Origin of the sequence: Nocardioides sp. (genome assembly GCF_036401255.1) — a bacterium.
GTDB lineage: Bacteria > Actinomycetota > Actinomycetes > Propionibacteriales > Nocardioidaceae > Nocardioides.
Genome location: NZ_DASWVI010000071.1, coordinates 1 through 15,127, shown reverse-complemented (window position 1 = coordinate 15,127; position 15,127 = coordinate 1). Strand labels below are relative to the sequence as shown.

The following is a 15,127-nucleotide window of genomic DNA, read 5'->3' as shown; positions in this document are numbered from 1 at the left end:
GCACGCGCGCGTCGTTGAAGCTCAGCGGGTGGGTGTCCGAGGCGTGCCAACCGAGCTTGTCGTAGGCCTTCTCGGCCGTGAATCCCTCGGTGTCGCTCGGCACGATGATCGTGGAGATCTCGGCCTTGCCGTCCTCGGTCTCACCCGTGCGGGCGGTCACCGTGACGAGGGAGGTGATCTCCGACCCGGAGTTGGTGATGAACTGCTTGCTGCCGTTCACGACCCACTCGCCGTCACGCAGCTCGGCCTTGGTCTTGGTGGCGCCCGCGTCGGAGCCCGCGCCGGGCTCGGTCAGCCCGAAGCCGGCAAGCCTCCGCCCGGCGACCAGGTCGGGCAACCACTGGGCACGCTGCTCGTCGGTGCCGAAGGTGAGGATCGGGTTGATGCCGAGGCCGACGGCCGCCTCGAGGGTGATGCCCATCGACTGGTCGACGCGGCCGACCTCCTCGATCGCGATGCACAGCGAGGTGAAGCCGCCGTCCTCGCCGGCCATGCCGGCACCGCCGAACTCCTCCGGTGCCGTCAGCCCCATCAGCCCGAGCGCGCCCATCTTCTGCACGACGTCGGTCGGGAAGTGGTGCTCGCGGTCCCACTGCGCGGCGTGCGGGCCGATCTCGGCCTCCGCGAACTCGCGCACGCTGCGGCGGAACTCCTCGTGCTCACGGGACAGCTCGTACGTCGACGACTCGCTCATGGCGGCCACCCTAACCGGTCCGGTTAGCGGTTGTTAACCTCCGCGGCCCTACTCGTCGGCGCTGCCGCGTGTGGAGCGGGCCGCTTCGGATACCGAGGAGGCGACCCGCACGAACGAGGACGAGGCGAAGGAGGGTCGAGATGACCACCGCACGCGAGATCATGACCGGCGGCGCCGAGTGCGCCCAGGTGAGCGACACCGTCAGCGAGGCGGCCCGGAAGATGCGCGACCTCGATGTCGGCGCGCTGCCGATCTGTGGCGACGACAACCGGCTGAAGGGGATGATCACCGACCGCGACATCGTGATGAACTGTGTCGCGGAGGGCATGGACACGACGACGGCGAAGGTCGCCGACTACGCCGGCGACGAGGTCGTCACGATCGGCGCCGACGACTCCATCGAGGAGGCGCTGGCCACGATGACCCGGCACGGCGTCCGCCGCCTGCCCGTCATCGACGGCTACGACCTGGTCGGGATGCTCAGCCAGGCCGACATCGCGACCAACCTGCCCGAGGACCGGGTCGGCGACCTGGTCGCCGCGATCTCCGCGGCACCGAGCAACGGCTGATGCTCGGCCCGGAGCAGCAGATGACGAGGTTCGAACGGGACCCGGAGCGGGCCGACGAGCTCGGCGCGCCGATCGAGGACGTCGCCCAGGAGGCGATCGACGCGACCGCGACGGCGTACACCCACGAGGCGGGCCTCGACGTCGCGGAGCGCCTGGCGCTCGAGCTGCGCAGCCGAGGGCTGCGCACCGACCAGGGATCGCTCGCCGAGGTCGCCAGCGACATCAGGTCGGGACACCGCGTCGACACGGGCCGATCCGACGGATCCACGGCATGAGGAGGACGGCATGAGCGCCGAGCACCGCAGCACCGACGAGGAGCCGGAGGACGGCCAGGTCTCCGAGGTCGAGGACCTCGACGACGCTCCCGAGCCGATCTCCCCCGGCGACGCGACCGCCGGCTACCCGCCCAGCGAGAGCGGCCATCCCCAGGAGGGCACCGCGGGACCGAACGCCCCGCCGCGACACCACCCACCGGAGCCCGGAAACGAGTCTTCCCGGTAGTCCACGGGTCGAGCCATCACCCGACTCGGGTGGCACGTTCGAGCGCTTGGAGCGCGTGCTCGTACCTCATGCCGGTCGCTCGGCTCAGCCCGAGTTCACAGGTCCGGTTCGAGGACAGGTAGAGGTCGTGCTCTGCTCGGCGCACCTCCTCCGCCTCGGCGGCGGTCGCGCTCGCCGTCAGCTCCGGATGCAGCATGCCCCGATCACCGGCGAAGCCGCAGCACCCCCAGTCGTCCGGCACCACCACATCGGTCGCGAGCACGGACGCGATCGACGTGAGTGCGGCGGTGGTCCCCATCCGAGTCGTCGAGCAGGTGGGGTGGACCGCGGCCGATCGCACCGTGCGGGGTGCCGGAAGCCGGGGGAGCAGTTCGGCGACCGTGAACTCCAACGCGTCGATCACTCGAACCCCCGGGAAGTCGCGCTGTGGCCCGAGTAGCGCGGCCAGGCCTTCCGTGCACGACGATGCCTCGCAGACCACGGGCAGGCGCCCGTGGTCGGTCGCCTCCCAGAGCGCGGGGAGGACCTTCGCACGCATGGCGTCGCGGCCGACGGTCAGGCCCTTGGACTTCCAGGGGGTCGCGCAGCACAGCGAGTCGATGGCCGGCGGGACCGCGACGGCGACACCGGCCCGTCGACAGAGCTCGTCGAACGCGCTGGCCGCATCACCGCCCGGGCCGGCCGTCCCGAACATGGCTCCGACGCAGGCCGCGAAGTGGACCGCCGCCGGCTCCGGCGCCCGCGCGACCAGTCGACCTCGACGCTTCCCTCCGCTCGGCAGATCAGCGGTCCAGGCCGGGACGCTCTCCTCCCCCAGCACCCGTCGTGCCGCCGCCGTACCCCGCTCCGGAACCACGGAGGGCAGCCGCGCGGCCGCGCTCAGGGCCAGGGACGCACCCCGGGTGACGCCCTTCCAGTGCCGGGCGGCATGGCTCCAGGCCTTCTCGCTGGCCGCGGTCTGTCGCTCGGCACGAAGCCTCGTCACCAGGGTGCCGGTGTCGATCAGCACCGGGCAGGCGGTCTGACACATCCCGTCGACGGCACAGGTGTCGAGCGCTGCGTACTCGTAATCGGCCTCGAGCTCGTCGGCCAACGCTTGGTCGCCGCGGCCGCGGGCGCCGGCGATATCCCTGCGCAAGGCGATGCGCGTCCGTGGAGTCAACGTGAGGTCCTTGCTGGGGCACACCGGCTCGCAGAACCCGCACTCGACGCACCGGTCGACCTCGTCCTCGACCGTCGGCGTCGTCTTGAGATTGGCGACATGCGCCCGCGGGTCATCACTGATCAGGACGCCCGGGTTCAAGATGCCCCGGGGATCGAACAGGTTCTTCACCTGGACCATGACGTCGTAGAGCTCGTCGCCGTACTGCCGACGGACGAACGGGGCCATGATCCGGCCGGTGCCGTGCTCCGCCTTGAGCGTGCCGCCGGCCCCGAGCACCAGATCCACCATGTCGTCGGTGAACGCGAGGTACCGGTCGAGCAGCCCGGGCCGGTCGAATCGCTCGTTGAGCATGAAGTGGACGTTGCCGTCCTTGGCATGACCGAAGATGACGCTGTCTCGATAGGCATAGGTCGCGAACATCTCGACGAGGCTCTGGCAGACCTGGCCGAGGCTCTCCACCGGAACCGCGATGTCCTCCAGGAGAGCGGTCGTCCCCGAGGGCCGGTGACCGGCAACAGCCGCGTAGAGGCCCTTGCGCAACTGCCAGAGTGCCGCGCGACGAGACGAGTCCCCCGTCAGCTGCGGTGGTACGGACAGGGCGAGGCCGTCGAGGGTCTTGGCGCTCTCGGACACACGACGGGCGAGGACGTCGGCCTCCCGCTCCTGGTGCTCGACCAGCAGAGCCGCGTGTTCACGGACGTCGAGCCCGGTCAGGACCGCTGGTGCTCGCGGATCCTTCTGAGAGACCCGGAGCGACGTGGCGTCCATGAGCTCGATCGTCGTGAACCCCGCGGCAACGAGCTCCGGCAACGCGTTCGTGGCGCGGTCCAGGTCGTCGAAGACGACGAGCCCCGTAGCGGCGTGCGGACGGACCGGCACCGTGCGGAACGTCGCCTCGGCGACGAACGCCAGGGTTCCTTCGCTGCCGACGACGAGATGGGCCAAGATGTCAACCGCCCGGTCGAAGTCCAGGAACGAGTTCAACCCGTAGCCCATCGTGTTCTTCATCGCGAACTGGCGCTCGATCTCGCGCACCGACGCCGGGCTGGACCGCAACCGGTCCCGCAGCGCCAGCAGCCCGCGGTACAGCTCGGGCTCGACGCGAGCCAGCCGCTGCTCGGCGCTGGCTGCCCCGGTGTCGATCGTGGTCCCGCTGGCGAGCACCACGACCGCCGACTGCATGGTCCGGTAGGTGTTGAGCGTCACCCCACACGCCATGCCGCTCGAGTTGTTGGCGACGACGCCACCTACGGTGCAGGCCGCCTCACTGGCTGGGTCCGGACCGAGCCTCGTGCCGTAGGGAGCCAACCGGGCGTTCACGGCCCGTACGGTCGCGCCCGGCTGCACCGAGACTCGCGCTCCGTCGTCGAGGACCGTGATCGCCCGGAAGTGCTTGCGGGTGTCGACGAGGACGTGGTCCGAGCCGGCCTGACCGCTGAGGCTGGTACCTCCGGCGCGGAAGGTCAGCGGTGCGGCGAGGGCACCACACGCCCGCAGGATCGCCGCGACCTGGTCACTGTCGGCGGCGGTCACCACCAGCTCCGGAACCAGCAGGTAGTGCGAGGCGTCGTGCGCGCGTGCCAGCCGGGCCGACGCCCGGTCGGTGACCCGCCCGGGTGCGGCCGCCTCGAGCGCGTCGAGCACCGCCGGCCGGAGCCCCCTCGGCGACACCACCGGCACTAGCGCGGACCCACGACGGTCTGGCGCTGGCTCCCGAGCCGGTCCATGCCGAGCTCCATCACGTCTCCGGGCTGGAGCCAGATCTGCGGGTCGTGCCCCATCCCGACGCCGGGGGGCGTCCCGGTGTTGATCAGGTCTCCCGGCTCGAGCGCCATGAACTGGCTGAGGTAGCGCACGATGAAGTAGGGGTCGAAGATCATCGTCGCCGTCGACCCGTCCTGGCGGCGGGTGCCGTTCACGTCCAACCACATCCCGAGCGAGAGCACGTCGCCGACCTCGTCGGTGGTCGCCAGCCACGGACCGGCCGGGTTGAAGGTCTCTGCCGACTTCCCCTTCGACCACTGCCCCGACCGCTCCAGCTGGAAGGCACGCTCGCTCACGTCGTTGACCAGAACGAACCCGGCGATCGAGTCTCGCGCCTCCTCGTCGGTCTCCAGGTAGCTGCACCGACGACCCACGACGATGCCGAGCTCGACCTCCCAGTCCGTCTTCGTGGCCCCGCGCGGGATCCGCACGTCGTCGTACGGCCCGACCAACGTGTTGGGCGACTTGGTGAAGAGGATCGGCTCCTGCGGGACCGCCTGGCCGGTCTCGGCGGCGTGGTCGCTGTAGTTGAGCCCGATACAGAGGATCTGGTGGGGCCGGGCGATCGGCGCCCCGACCCGCTCCCTGGTGAACCGACGTCGTCGGTCGGCGTTCGCGGCCCGCTCGGCGACGAGGTCGGCGAGCGTCGCGAGACCACCGCCGGCGAAGAACCTCTCGTCGTAGTCGTCGATGATGTCCGAGACGTCGACGTACGACTCGTCGTCGAGCCGTACGACCGGACGTTCCGATCCCGCGGGACCGAGGCGCATGAGTTGCATGGGTTTGTTCACTCTCTCCTGTGAGGTGTCGTGTCGCCGGAGGCGGGGATCAACCACCCTCGGCCGGTGTGGCGCGCAGGCTCAGAATCGGGCGGACAGGCCGCCGTCGACGGTGACCGTCTGCCCGGTGATGTAGCTGTTCTGCTCGCTCGCCAGGAACGCGACCGCATGCGCGATCTCCTCGGTTCGAGCCGCGCGACGCAGGGGGAGTCGTCCCCGGTCGACGTACACGTCGGTGAAGGTCGCGCCCAGCAGCTCGTCCTCACCGTCGACCACGGACATCCGGGTCGCCACGAACCCCGGGGCCACCGCGTTGACCAGGACGCCATGGTCCGCGAGCTCCAGGGCGGCGGTCCGGGTCGCCGACTCGAGGCCGCCCTTGGAGACGTCGTAGGCCAACGACGTCGGCTCGCTCAGCCTCGCGTGGATGCTCGTGACGTTCACGACCCGCCCGTAGCCCTGCGCCGACATCGGCTCACACAGCGAGCGCATCAGCATCACCGGCGCATGAAGGTTCACCGCGAGCGTTCGGTCGTAGGCCGCGAGGTCCAGGCCGACCACCGGGCTACCCAAGAACACGCCGGCGCAGTTCACGAGCACATCGACGCCACCCAGCCTCTCGAGCACATCGGGGATGGCCGCCCCCAGGGCCGAGCGGTCGGCGAGGTCGACCTGGACGTCGTGAGGGCCGGCGTCGAGATCCACGACCAGTACCTGCGCGCCGGCCGCGCGCAGCACCAGCGTGATCGCGGCACCGATGCCATGCGCTCCACCGGTCACGACCGCGCGCCGGCCGGAGAAGTCGTACGCCGTCGGGCGGGAGCTCGCGCCCGGCTCGTGGTGGTCACTCACCCTTGAGTCCTCCTGCCGTGAGCCCGCGGATGAAGTAGCGCTGCCCGAACATGTACGCCGCCGCCAGCGGCAGCGTCGCGACGACCATGCCCGCCATGACCGTCGGGATGTCGAGGCTGTAGCGGCTCTGGAAGCCGGTGATGCCTACCATCAGGGTCTTCTTCTCGTCGGTCTGCAGGAACACGAGCGCGAGCAGCAGCTCGTTCCACGCCCACAGCAGGTTCACCACCACGAGCGTGGCCACCGGCGCCCCGGACAGCGGCAGCACGATGCGGCGGAAGACCTGGAACGGCGAGGCACCGTCGAGGGCGGCGGCCTCCAGCAGGCTGGCGGGGATGGTCCTGAAGAAGTTCGCCAACAGGTAGATGGAGAACGGCAGCATCAAGCCGACGTACACGAGGATGACGATGCGGTAGGTCGAGATCCAGCCGAGCTCGGCGCCGACCTGGAACAGCGGCATGAGCAGCACGACCGGCGGCACCACCATGAGGGAGACGGTGATCCCGAGGACGGTGTCGCGTCCGCGGAACGGCCAATTCACCAAGCCCCACGCCGCCAGCGCAGCGATGACCATGGTGAGCAGCACCGCGACGGAGGTGACGAGCACCGAGTTGAAGAGCCACCGGGTGAACTGGTCGTTGAAGGTCGTGCGGTACGCCTCCAGGTCCGGGCTCGTCGGAAGCGCCCAAGGATGGCCGAGGAACTCCGCCTGCGACTTCAACGAGCCGGTGACCATCAGGTACCCCGGGCCCAGGGCGATGACGCACATCACGACGAGGACGACGTGTCGGGAGGCGGCCCCGAGACGCTGGATCAGCATGGCGAGCTCCTAGTCACCGAACGTGCCTCCCTCGGCGCGCTGGACACGGAAGAACCCCACGATCAGGACGAGCGTGGAGAGGAACAGCAGCACGGCGGCTGCGCTGGCGAGCTCCGGCGCCTGGTCCTGGAAGGCGGTCCGGTAGATGTACAGCTCGGTCACGACGGTGGACGTGCCGGGTCCGCCCTGGCCGTTGGTCATGACGAAGACGTAGTTGAAGACCCACGACACCATCACGATGGCCTCGCTGATCACGTAGAAGACCACCAGCGGCCGCATCTGGGGGATCGTGACGTGCCAGTGCATGCGGAAGAAGCCGGCGCCGTCCAGCCTGGCGGACTCGTAGACGTCTTCAGGCAGCGACATCATCCGGGCCAGGAACAGCACGATGCCGAACCCGACCTCCTTCCAGACGATGACCCCGCCCATCGTCCACAGGGCCAGCTGGGGATTGCCGAGCCAGTCCTGGGTCACGGAGCCCAGCCCGAGGCCGTCGAGTGCGCCGTTGAGCGCACCGTTGAGCTGCAGCAGCTGGCCGAAGACCACGCCGATGACCGGGATCGGGAGGATGTAGGGCAGGAACAGGATCGCCCGGTAGGCGACGACGCCGCGCCGGGTCTCGTAGAGCACGACCGCGACGGACAGGGCCAGCACGACGAGGACCGGGACCGCGACGAGCAGCAGGGTGTTGTGCCAGATCGCCGTGCGGAACAACGGGTCGGTGAGCACCAGGCTGAAGTTCTCGAACCCGACCCAGGCGTCGTCGTACTGGAACGACTGCCTGACCAGCTCGAACATCGAGTACGCGAACACGAACAGGATCGCGAGGGCGGCAGGCGCGACCCACGGCAGCGGGCCGAGACGGTGAGCCAGGCCCCGTCGGACCGGCCGGGAGGCCGGTCCGACGGTGGCGACGTCGGTTGTCATCGGGCGCTAGTCCGTCCAGCCCTCGAAGTTGTCCACCAGGGACCGGTCGGTGCGACGCAGCCTCTCGGCCTCGGCCTGCATGTCCGCGGCCGCCTCCTCACCGGACTTGGATCCCTGGAGGACCAGCTGCACGCCGGCGAACACTGCCTTGCTGTCCAGGGCGGAGGGGATGAAGTTCTCCAGGTAGGGGGCGCCGTCGGCGGCGTAGGCGAAGAGCTGCTTCTTCACCGGGTCGCCGACCTTGGACATGTCGAATCGGTCGTCGGCCGGGAGCGAGCCGGTCTGGTCGTACCACGCCTGCAGCCGATCGGGGGTGTGCATGAACATGATGAAGTCCGCAGCAACCTGCGGGTACTTCGACCACGAGGTGATCCCGACCGTCTGCGAGGTCGTCCCCATCTTGCCGGCGTACGCCCCGTCACCCCAGGTCGGCATGGTCGTCACCGTGACCTTGTCGGCGCCGACCTTCTCCACGAAGTTCGGGGCATCGGTGCCTGCAGTGATGGTCATGGCCGCGTCGCCGTCCACCCAGCGCTGCTGGGCCTGGTAGAGCTCGAGCGAGTTGATGTCGTCGTTCCAGCAGCCGTGCTCGCGGGTCTCCTCCAGCCGGGTCCACCACTCGGCGTGGTTGGGGTCGGTGAAGGACTGGTCACCGCGGACCGCAGCGGTGACGTCGTCCTTGGACGCCACAGACTGGGCGCCGAGCATCGAGTAGAGCCAACCACCGAACCAGCCGTCCTTCACGCCGCCGGCGAGCGTCGTGACCCCGTCTGCGCTCAACACGTCACAGACGTTCAACAGCTCGTCCCACGTCGTGGGGACCTCGAGGCCGTGCTCGTCGAGCACGTCGGTGCGTGCCAGCACCGGGAACTGCGGGTTGACGTACCACGGCGCCGTCAGCGTCCGGCCGTCGTAGGTGTCCTCGAGAGCCGCGTTGGTGTAGTGCGCCAGCTCGTCGGCCGGAATGTAGTCCGACACCGGAGTGATCGACTCGGACCAGTACGGCTGCTGGGAGTAGATGCCGCCCCAGAAGTACTCGATGTCCGGGCCCTGCTTCGCCGCGGCCGCCGCCTCGAAGCTCGGGATCAGGCCGTCAGTAGTCTGCAGCACCGTCTTGATGGTGATGTTGCTGTGCTTGGCCTCGTACGCCTTCACCGTGTCGGCAAGCCACTGCTTGGCTCCGGGAGCCTCCTGCTCCCCCCACCACCACATCGTGAGCGTGACGTCCTCGGTGGGGAACGCCTGCGGAGAGCCGGCCCCTTCCGGGCTCTGCCCGTCGCTCGACCCCCCTCCGCAGGCGGCGGTCGTGAGGAGCGCCGCAGCGCTGAGAGCCGCTGCCACGCTACGTCGTGCGTTCATTGTTCTCCTCCATCGGTGTGCCGGCCGGGGCCGAGCGGTGTCGTCCTACGAGCGCAGGTCCGGGGTTGTGTAGAGCGTTGTTCCGTTCACCGAGATCTCGACGTCGACGAGGTAGGGCCGGATCGCATCGAGATCTACGTCCAGACCCAGGCCGGGCGCCGCAGGAGCGGCGACGAGTCCGTTGTCGTCCAGAGACAGGGACGTCGCGGTCGCGACCCGCGCCAGCGTCTTTGCCTCGACCGGGTACTCGCAGAGACGGTCTGCGGCGACGCCCGCGAACGGCTGGAGCGACGCGCTGAGCGCCAGGTGGGAGGTGAAGGTGTGGTTGACGAAGGTGACGCCCGCGGCTCGGGCGTGGCGCGCGACCCGCAGCGCGTCACCGATGCCGCCGACTCGACCGGTGTCGATCTGGACGAAGCCGACGCCGCCGTAGTCGATCAGGTGCTCGGCCATCAGCGGGTTGTGGGCGCCCTCACCGCCCGCGAGCCGGACTCGCTGCGACCTGGACGCCAGGGACCGGTAGGACCCCAACGCGCCCGACGTGAACGGCTCCTCCAACCAGGTCACGTCGGCGTCCTCGAGCGCCGGTATCCGCAAGGCGGCCGCCTCGACGTCCTCTCCGAAGACCGTTCCGGCGTCGACGAGCAGGATGCCCTCGGTCCCGAGCCCCTCGCGGGCCGCATGCACGTGGTCGGCGTCGGCGCCCACGCTGCCCGTCCCGTACGGCCCCCACCCGAACTTCGCGGCGCGGTAGCCGAGCCGACGCACGTTGACGGCCTTCTCCAAGGTCTGCTGCGGGTCGTCCCCGAACAAGGAGGATGCGTACGGCGTCTTGGGGCACGACTGCTCGTAGCCCAGCAGCTGCCAGACAGGTCGCTCCTGACGCCGCCCGAGGAGGTCCCACATGGCGATCTCGATCCCGGACAGGGTGTGCTCGGCCTGGAGCAGGTCCAGGCTGCGGGCCCGGACCTCGGCCGCGATCCTCGCGATGTCCCCGACCTCGTCGAGACGCTGGCCCACGACGGAGTCCACCACCGGATGGCAGGCGCTGTGCGAGAGCGGGGTGACGAAGCTGGCGATGGAGGTCAGGGGCGACGCCTCGCACTCGCCCCAGCCGACGTGCCCGTCGCTCTCGACACGCACGAGCAGCATGTCCTGGCTGCCGTCGCCGATGTCGAGCACCTCGGGCATCCGCAGGTAGTACAGGTCGACCGAGTCGATCCTCATCGCCGGCCCTCCGGGGCGAGGGCGTTGCCGTGCACGCTGCCGTCGGAGCCGATGCCCGAGACGTCACCGAGACCGTCGTACGCCACGAGTCGCAGCTCCGTCTCGATGACGGCGCCGGCGGGCAGGATCTGATGGGTCCCCGCCGCGACGCCGTCTGCGACGCCGATGGGGTAGCCGGTGCAGGGCTCGAGGATCAACACCTCGTGGGCCCTCCAGCCACCGTAGGAGGCGAAGGTCCAGCAGGACTTGAACACCTCGGGGTCGAAGGCGAGGCCGACCCCGGACCCGTCGGCGTAGGTCACCGCGCACCAGCCGGCGTCGAGCTCGGTGGCGTACTGGAACTCGCTGACCTGCGACGAGCCGGGCAGCGTGGGCCGCATGTCGTGCCGCTCACCGGCGTCGTCCACGAGCACCGGCCACTGATAGCTGCTGCCACCGCGTCCAGCGCGCGGGTTGCCGAAGCCCTCGACGTACATCGACCGCGCGCCCAGGCCGAGCACTGCCGGCTCGTCGACCGGGACCGCCACGTGCTGCTTCCACAGGTACGGGAGGTCACGACCGAGCTGGTTCTCGATGCGCCAGGCCACCGCGAGATCGGAGGCACCGTCCGCAAGGGTCAGCGTCTTCTCGATTCGACAGGCACTGATCGGCGTGTCCAGCGTGAGGGTCACGCCGACCGCGTCGCCACGGTCCTCGACTTGCCACGCCCAGGCGGAGGCCCACAGCTCGCCGTGATCGGGGAACGCCTCACCGACCAGCTCCTCCGGGACATCGTTGGGGAACAGCTCGTCCCAGCCGCCGAAGAAGACATCGTCGTAGTTCGAGCCGAACGGCACGGAACGGGCCGCGGTCCGGGGGTTCTGCCACAACAGGTCACGACGCGCACGCCGGTCGGTGACCTGCCACACCTTGCCACCGAGGTCGGGCAGGACGACGACTCGAAGCCGGTCGTTCTCGAGAACCAGGGCCTGGACGCCGTTGAAGCTCCAGGACGTGCTCACCCGCGGGCTCATCGTTCGACCTCCACCAGGTGGTCGGCGACGGCTCCGGGGGGCCGGAGGAGCACCTTCGTCGCCGGGTGGCCATCGACGAGACGCTGGTACCAACCCAGCCCGTCCTCGAGGTCGGCCTCCACCACGCCATCACGAAGCCCGAGCCGTCCCTCCGCGAGCCAGGCGAGAGCGGTCCGGAACGCAGCCGGGTTGTAGGCGAACACCCCATGCAGGGCGACCTCGCCTCGGATCAGGGTGTTCACCGGCAGCGAGGTCTGGTCGGTGTGCAGGCCGATCAGCATCACCTTGCCGCCCGGCGCCGTGGCGGCGACACAGTTGGTGCGCGTGGTCGCGGTGCCGGCGGCATCGAAGGCGACCCGCACCCCACTCCCCCCGGTCTCCGACCTGACGTCGGCCAACAGCTCGACGTCACCGTCGCGGACGACCGTGGCGCCGAGGCCCGCGGCGATCCGGCGGCGGTCCGGGTTCCGGTCGGCGACCAGCACTCGGGTCACGCCATGCGCCAGGAGGACCTGGACGACGAACAGTCCGATCGGCCCAGCACCGATGACCAGCGCGGACTCCCCCGCGCGGATGCCGCTGAGCCGCACCGCGTGCACGGCGCATGCCGCGGGTTCGGCCATCGACGCGTCGCTCAGGTCCAGCCCGTCGGGCACGGGCTCGAGGGAGGCGGCCGGGACGACGACGTACTCCGCGTTGCTGCCGGGCAACGACGCGCCGAGCAGGAGACGCTCACGACACAGCTGGTGCCGTGCGGTGACGCAGTACTCGCATCGACCGCACGACACGAGCGGGTTGACGGTGACCCGCGCGCCGATCTCGACGCCCGCCGTCTCGGGGCCGGTCTCAGCGATGACGCCTGACAGCTCGTGGCCGAAGATCAGGGGCGGCGTGCGCAGGCTGTTCTGGCCGAGGAAGCCACTCAGCTCCGAGCCGCAGATGCCCGAGTAGACCACGCGGAGCAGCACCTCGCCGGAGCCCGGCGTCGGGCGCTCCACGTCACGCACGTTCATCACCAGCGGTGCCTCGTAAACGAGGGCCTTCATCCGGTTGACTTCCTCTCGGTTGGTCGCGCCGCCGTTGTCGGACGTCACGTCAGCTCCCGGGTGGTCCCGGGCTCGATGCGATCGGGATAGCGACCCGCGCCCAGGCGCACCGACAACGTCGCCGCGGCCGCGCGGGCCTGGTCCGCGAACTCGGCCTGCCGGTCCACCGGGAACCGCCCGACAGGGACCGAGACGCTCAGACCGGCGACCATCCCGGTGGCGTCGTACACGGGAACGGCGACGCAGCCGACACCTTCGGTCGACTCCTCGCGCTCGGTCGCCAGCCCGGCCTGGCGCACCTCGGCCAGGTTCTTCAACAGCACCCGCACATCCGTGACCGTGTGGGGCGTCAGGCGTGGCATCGCGCCGGGCACGGCGAAGCGCCGCTCCACCTCCGCGTCCTCGAGCCCCGCCAGCAGGACCTTGCCGACACCGGTGCCGTGGGCGGAGAAGCGCTTGCCGACGGCCGACACCATGCGGATGGCATGGGTGCCCTCGTGCTTGGCGAGGTAGACGACGAAGTTCCCGTCGAGCACCGCCAGGTGAGCCGTTTCGCCACATGCCGCCGACAGGTTCTGGACGATCTGCTGGCCGTCGCGCACCAGGTCGGTCGTCTGCGCGTAGGCCTGCCCGATCTCGAAGATGCGGTGGCCGAGCCGATAGATCGCCCGGCGCCCGTCCTGGGTCAGGCGCAGCACGTTCCGGGCGAGCAACGTCCCTACCAGGCTGTGTGCGCTGCTCTTCGCCAGACCGAGCTCGTCGGCGATCTCGAGCAGGGTCAGCCCCTCGGATCGGTCCGCCAGCAGCTCTAGCACGTCGATGGCGCGAGCCGCCGATTTGACGGCGGATGATGATTGGTTCATATATGTGAACTCCGGTTCAGCAGACTGGCCGGGCACGACTATGACCGGGATCACAGTCGGCGTCAAGGGCCCGTCCAGAATTCCGAGACGCACGGAGTGTGGGACCGGCGCGAGCGCGCACGGCGCCGCGCCGCGCCGCGCCGCGCCGGCGCCCTACATCCGGTGGGCCATCGGGAGCGCGAACAGCACGGCGTTGACGACGGCGAACAGCAGCACGATCGCGACGACGGGCTTCGCCACGTCGCGGGCGCGGACGGTCTCGCCGTGCCGGCCGACCGCGATCCGGCGCGCGGTGTAGACCGAGAGGGCCGCACCCGCGGCGAGCAGCGTGTACTGCAGGACCTGGATCGTGCCCGTGCCGACGACGGCGGCCGAGCCCTCGCCCGAGCCGCCGAAGACCCGGCCCACGCTGTAGATCACCGACCTGCCCTCGGCGAGCAGGTGGAACAGGTTGTGGGCGAGGTGCGCGGCGACGTCCAGCGGGATGAGCGCGTAGCCGAACCGGGCGAAGTTCTGACGGATGGTCTCGCGACTGGCCGGTGCGGCCGCCCACGCGGCCGCGGCGAGGAGGGCGACCGGCGCGGCGACCGCCACGACGAACGCGAGCGTGAAGATCACCGGGTAGCTGGTGATCCCGGTGTGCACCTCGATCCGGTCGAGGAGGTCCCGCCAGATGCCGAGCATCGTGAGGTTCTGGATCAAGACGATGCCCATGATCGCCATCGCGAGGAACGACTCCTCGATGCGCGCCCGGCCCACGAGCCACAGCTCCTTGGCCGGTGGCCGGACCGTGATCGCGATGGCGTCGTGCGGGCACGACTTCACGCAGTTGGCGCACAGGTTGCAGTTCGCCATCGAGTCCATCGTCCGCGGGAAGCTGAACAACGGGCACGGCGCGGTGGTCGCGGTCCCGTTGAAGCAGGCCGCCTTCGACGTGCACGTCGCGCAGATGTCGGGGTCGGTGCGCAGCTGCACCATCCCGGCGCGCGCGTAGTTGCCCGAGAGCCCGCCGAGGAAGCAGAGGTAGCGGCAGAACGTACGCCGCTGGAAGAACGCGCCACTCACGACGACGGCGGTCGTGAGCAGGAGCAGCAGCATGCCCGAGCCCCACGGGGACTCGACGATCCCCCAGACGTGATCGGCCCAGGTGATCGCGATGAACGACGCGTCGATCAGCCAGATGCCGTACGCCTTGAGGAACCGCGGCGCCGGACGGTTCACCCCGACGAGCCGCTGGACGAGGTCCGAGAGGGTCGCGAACGGGCACACCGCGCACCAGAACCGGCCGAGCAGCAGGAACGTGATCGGCACGACGGGCCACCAGAGCACCCACATCAGGGCCGTGCCGGCGTTGTCGTGCGCGGTCGCCGGTCCCGCGAGCAGCTGGTAGGCCACGAACCCGAACACCGCCGCGACCGGGATCTGGAACACGGCCGGGTACCACCGGCTGCGCACGAGCGCCGCGAAGGCGCGGTTGTCGAGCAGGTTGCGCTCCCGAGCCCCACGCTCGCGTGCCGGGCGCTCCCGGGTGGGCGCGCTCACCGGGCG

General features: G+C 70.0%; 15 protein-coding genes. 3 read left to right on the top strand and 12 right to left on the bottom strand.

From position 1 onward, the window contains the following. Positions 1-694 (bottom strand): acyl-CoA dehydrogenase family protein (locus VGD85_RS03325; protein WP_331062028.1); only part of this gene is annotated, 694 nt, incomplete at its 3' end. Between the two features lie 140 nt (positions 695-834). On the opposite strand from VGD85_RS03325, the gene VGD85_RS03320 reads away from it, so the two are divergent. Genes VGD85_RS03320 through VGD85_RS03310 form a run of 3 tightly spaced genes read left to right on the top strand, consistent with a single transcriptional unit; the run spans position 835 to position 1,764 of the window. Continuing rightward, entirely contained in the window at positions 835-1,263 is a 429-nt protein-coding gene (locus VGD85_RS03320; RefSeq protein WP_331062027.1) for a CBS domain-containing protein, read from the top strand. After that, on the top strand, positions 1,263-1,538 hold the full coding sequence (locus VGD85_RS03315) for a hypothetical protein (RefSeq protein WP_331062026.1): 276 nt from the start codon (positions 1,263-1,265) through the stop codon (positions 1,536-1,538). Before VGD85_RS03320 ends, VGD85_RS03315 begins: the two co-directional genes overlap by 1 nt. A gap of 10 nt (positions 1,539-1,548) precedes the next feature. Continuing rightward, positions 1,549-1,764 (top strand): hypothetical protein, encoded by a 216-nt coding sequence (locus tag VGD85_RS03310; RefSeq protein ID WP_331062025.1) that lies wholly within the window; start codon positions 1,549-1,551, stop codon positions 1,762-1,764. 16 nt (positions 1,765-1,780) lie between these two features. Here the strand turns inward: VGD85_RS03310 and VGD85_RS03305 are convergent, their stop codons facing one another. From VGD85_RS03305 to VGD85_RS03255, 11 genes are all read right to left on the bottom strand, one after another. Continuing rightward, positions 1,781-4,603, bottom strand: coding sequence for an FAD-binding and (Fe-S)-binding domain-containing protein (locus VGD85_RS03305; protein WP_331062024.1), 2,823 nt, complete (start codon positions 4,601-4,603; stop codon positions 1,781-1,783). A 5-nt stretch (positions 4,604-4,608) separates the two neighbouring features. Beyond that, positions 4,609-5,472, bottom strand: coding sequence for a fumarylacetoacetate hydrolase family protein (locus VGD85_RS03300; RefSeq protein ID WP_331062023.1), 864 nt, complete (start codon positions 5,470-5,472; stop codon positions 4,609-4,611). An 81-nt stretch (positions 5,473-5,553) separates the two neighbouring features. After that, positions 5,554-6,324 (bottom strand): SDR family NAD(P)-dependent oxidoreductase, encoded by a 771-nt coding sequence (locus tag VGD85_RS03295; RefSeq protein WP_331062022.1) that lies wholly within the window; start codon positions 6,322-6,324, stop codon positions 5,554-5,556. Further along, positions 6,317-7,144 (bottom strand): carbohydrate ABC transporter permease, encoded by an 828-nt coding sequence (locus VGD85_RS03290; protein ID WP_331062021.1) that lies wholly within the window; start codon positions 7,142-7,144, stop codon positions 6,317-6,319. The genes VGD85_RS03295 and VGD85_RS03290 overlap by 8 nt, the downstream gene beginning before the upstream one ends. A 9-nt stretch (positions 7,145-7,153) precedes the next feature. Then, positions 7,154-8,071: a sugar ABC transporter permease gene (locus VGD85_RS03285; protein ID WP_331062020.1), complete on the bottom strand. Its 918-nt coding sequence runs from the start codon at positions 8,069-8,071 to the stop codon at positions 7,154-7,156. Between the two features lie 6 nt (positions 8,072-8,077). Then, positions 8,078-9,430 carry an ABC transporter substrate-binding protein gene (locus tag VGD85_RS03280; protein WP_331062019.1) on the bottom strand — a complete coding sequence of 451 codons (1,353 nt, stop codon included), beginning with the start codon at positions 9,428-9,430 and terminating at the stop codon, positions 8,078-8,080. Between the two features lie 45 nt (positions 9,431-9,475). Next, positions 9,476-10,657 (bottom strand): mandelate racemase/muconate lactonizing enzyme family protein, encoded by a 1,182-nt coding sequence (locus VGD85_RS03275; protein WP_331062018.1) that lies wholly within the window; start codon positions 10,655-10,657, stop codon positions 9,476-9,478. Next, on the bottom strand, positions 10,654-11,658 hold the full coding sequence (locus VGD85_RS03270; protein ID WP_331062017.1) for a hypothetical protein: 1,005 nt from the start codon (positions 11,656-11,658) through the stop codon (positions 10,654-10,656). The genes VGD85_RS03275 and VGD85_RS03270 overlap by 4 nt, the downstream gene beginning before the upstream one ends. Before the next feature lie 8 nt (positions 11,659-11,666). Next, entirely contained in the window at positions 11,667-12,716 is a 1,050-nt protein-coding gene (locus VGD85_RS03265; RefSeq protein WP_331062016.1) for a galactitol-1-phosphate 5-dehydrogenase, read from the bottom strand. A gap of 44 nt (positions 12,717-12,760) precedes the next feature. Further along, complete coding sequence (locus VGD85_RS03260; RefSeq protein ID WP_331062015.1) at positions 12,761-13,615, bottom strand: IclR family transcriptional regulator; 855 nt, start codon at positions 13,613-13,615, stop codon at positions 12,761-12,763. A 117-nt stretch (positions 13,616-13,732) separates the two neighbouring features. Further along, positions 13,733-15,127, bottom strand: a 1,395-nt coding sequence (locus VGD85_RS03255) for a 4Fe-4S binding protein (RefSeq protein ID WP_331062014.1), incomplete at its 5' end; no start/stop codon positions are given.

Bases quoted from the DNA above. Each gene is read 5' to 3' on its own strand.
- VGD85_RS03320 (WP_331062027.1), top strand. From the start codon at position 835: ATGACCACCGCACGCGAGATCATGACCGGCGGCGCCGAGTGCGCCCAG.
- VGD85_RS03315 (WP_331062026.1), top strand. From the start codon at position 1,263: ATGCTCGGCCCGGAGCAGCAGATGACGAGGTTCGAACGGGACCCGGAG.
- VGD85_RS03310 (WP_331062025.1), top strand. From the start codon at position 1,549: ATGAGCGCCGAGCACCGCAGCACCGACGAGGAGCCGGAGGACGGCCAG.
- VGD85_RS03300 (WP_331062023.1), bottom strand. From the start codon at position 5,472: ATGCAACTCATGCGCCTCGGTCCCGCGGGATCGGAACGTCCGGTCGTA.
- VGD85_RS03290 (WP_331062021.1), bottom strand. From the start codon at position 7,144: ATGCTGATCCAGCGTCTCGGGGCCGCCTCCCGACACGTCGTCCTCGTC.
- VGD85_RS03285 (WP_331062020.1), bottom strand. From the start codon at position 8,071: ATGACAACCGACGTCGCCACCGTCGGACCGGCCTCCCGGCCGGTCCGA.
- VGD85_RS03280 (WP_331062019.1), bottom strand. From the start codon at position 9,430: ATGAACGCACGACGTAGCGTGGCAGCGGCTCTCAGCGCTGCGGCGCTC.
- VGD85_RS03275 (WP_331062018.1), bottom strand. From the start codon at position 10,657: ATGAGGATCGACTCGGTCGACCTGTACTACCTGCGGATGCCCGAGGTG.
- VGD85_RS03265 (WP_331062016.1), bottom strand. From the start codon at position 12,716: ATGAAGGCCCTCGTTTACGAGGCACCGCTGGTGATGAACGTGCGTGAC.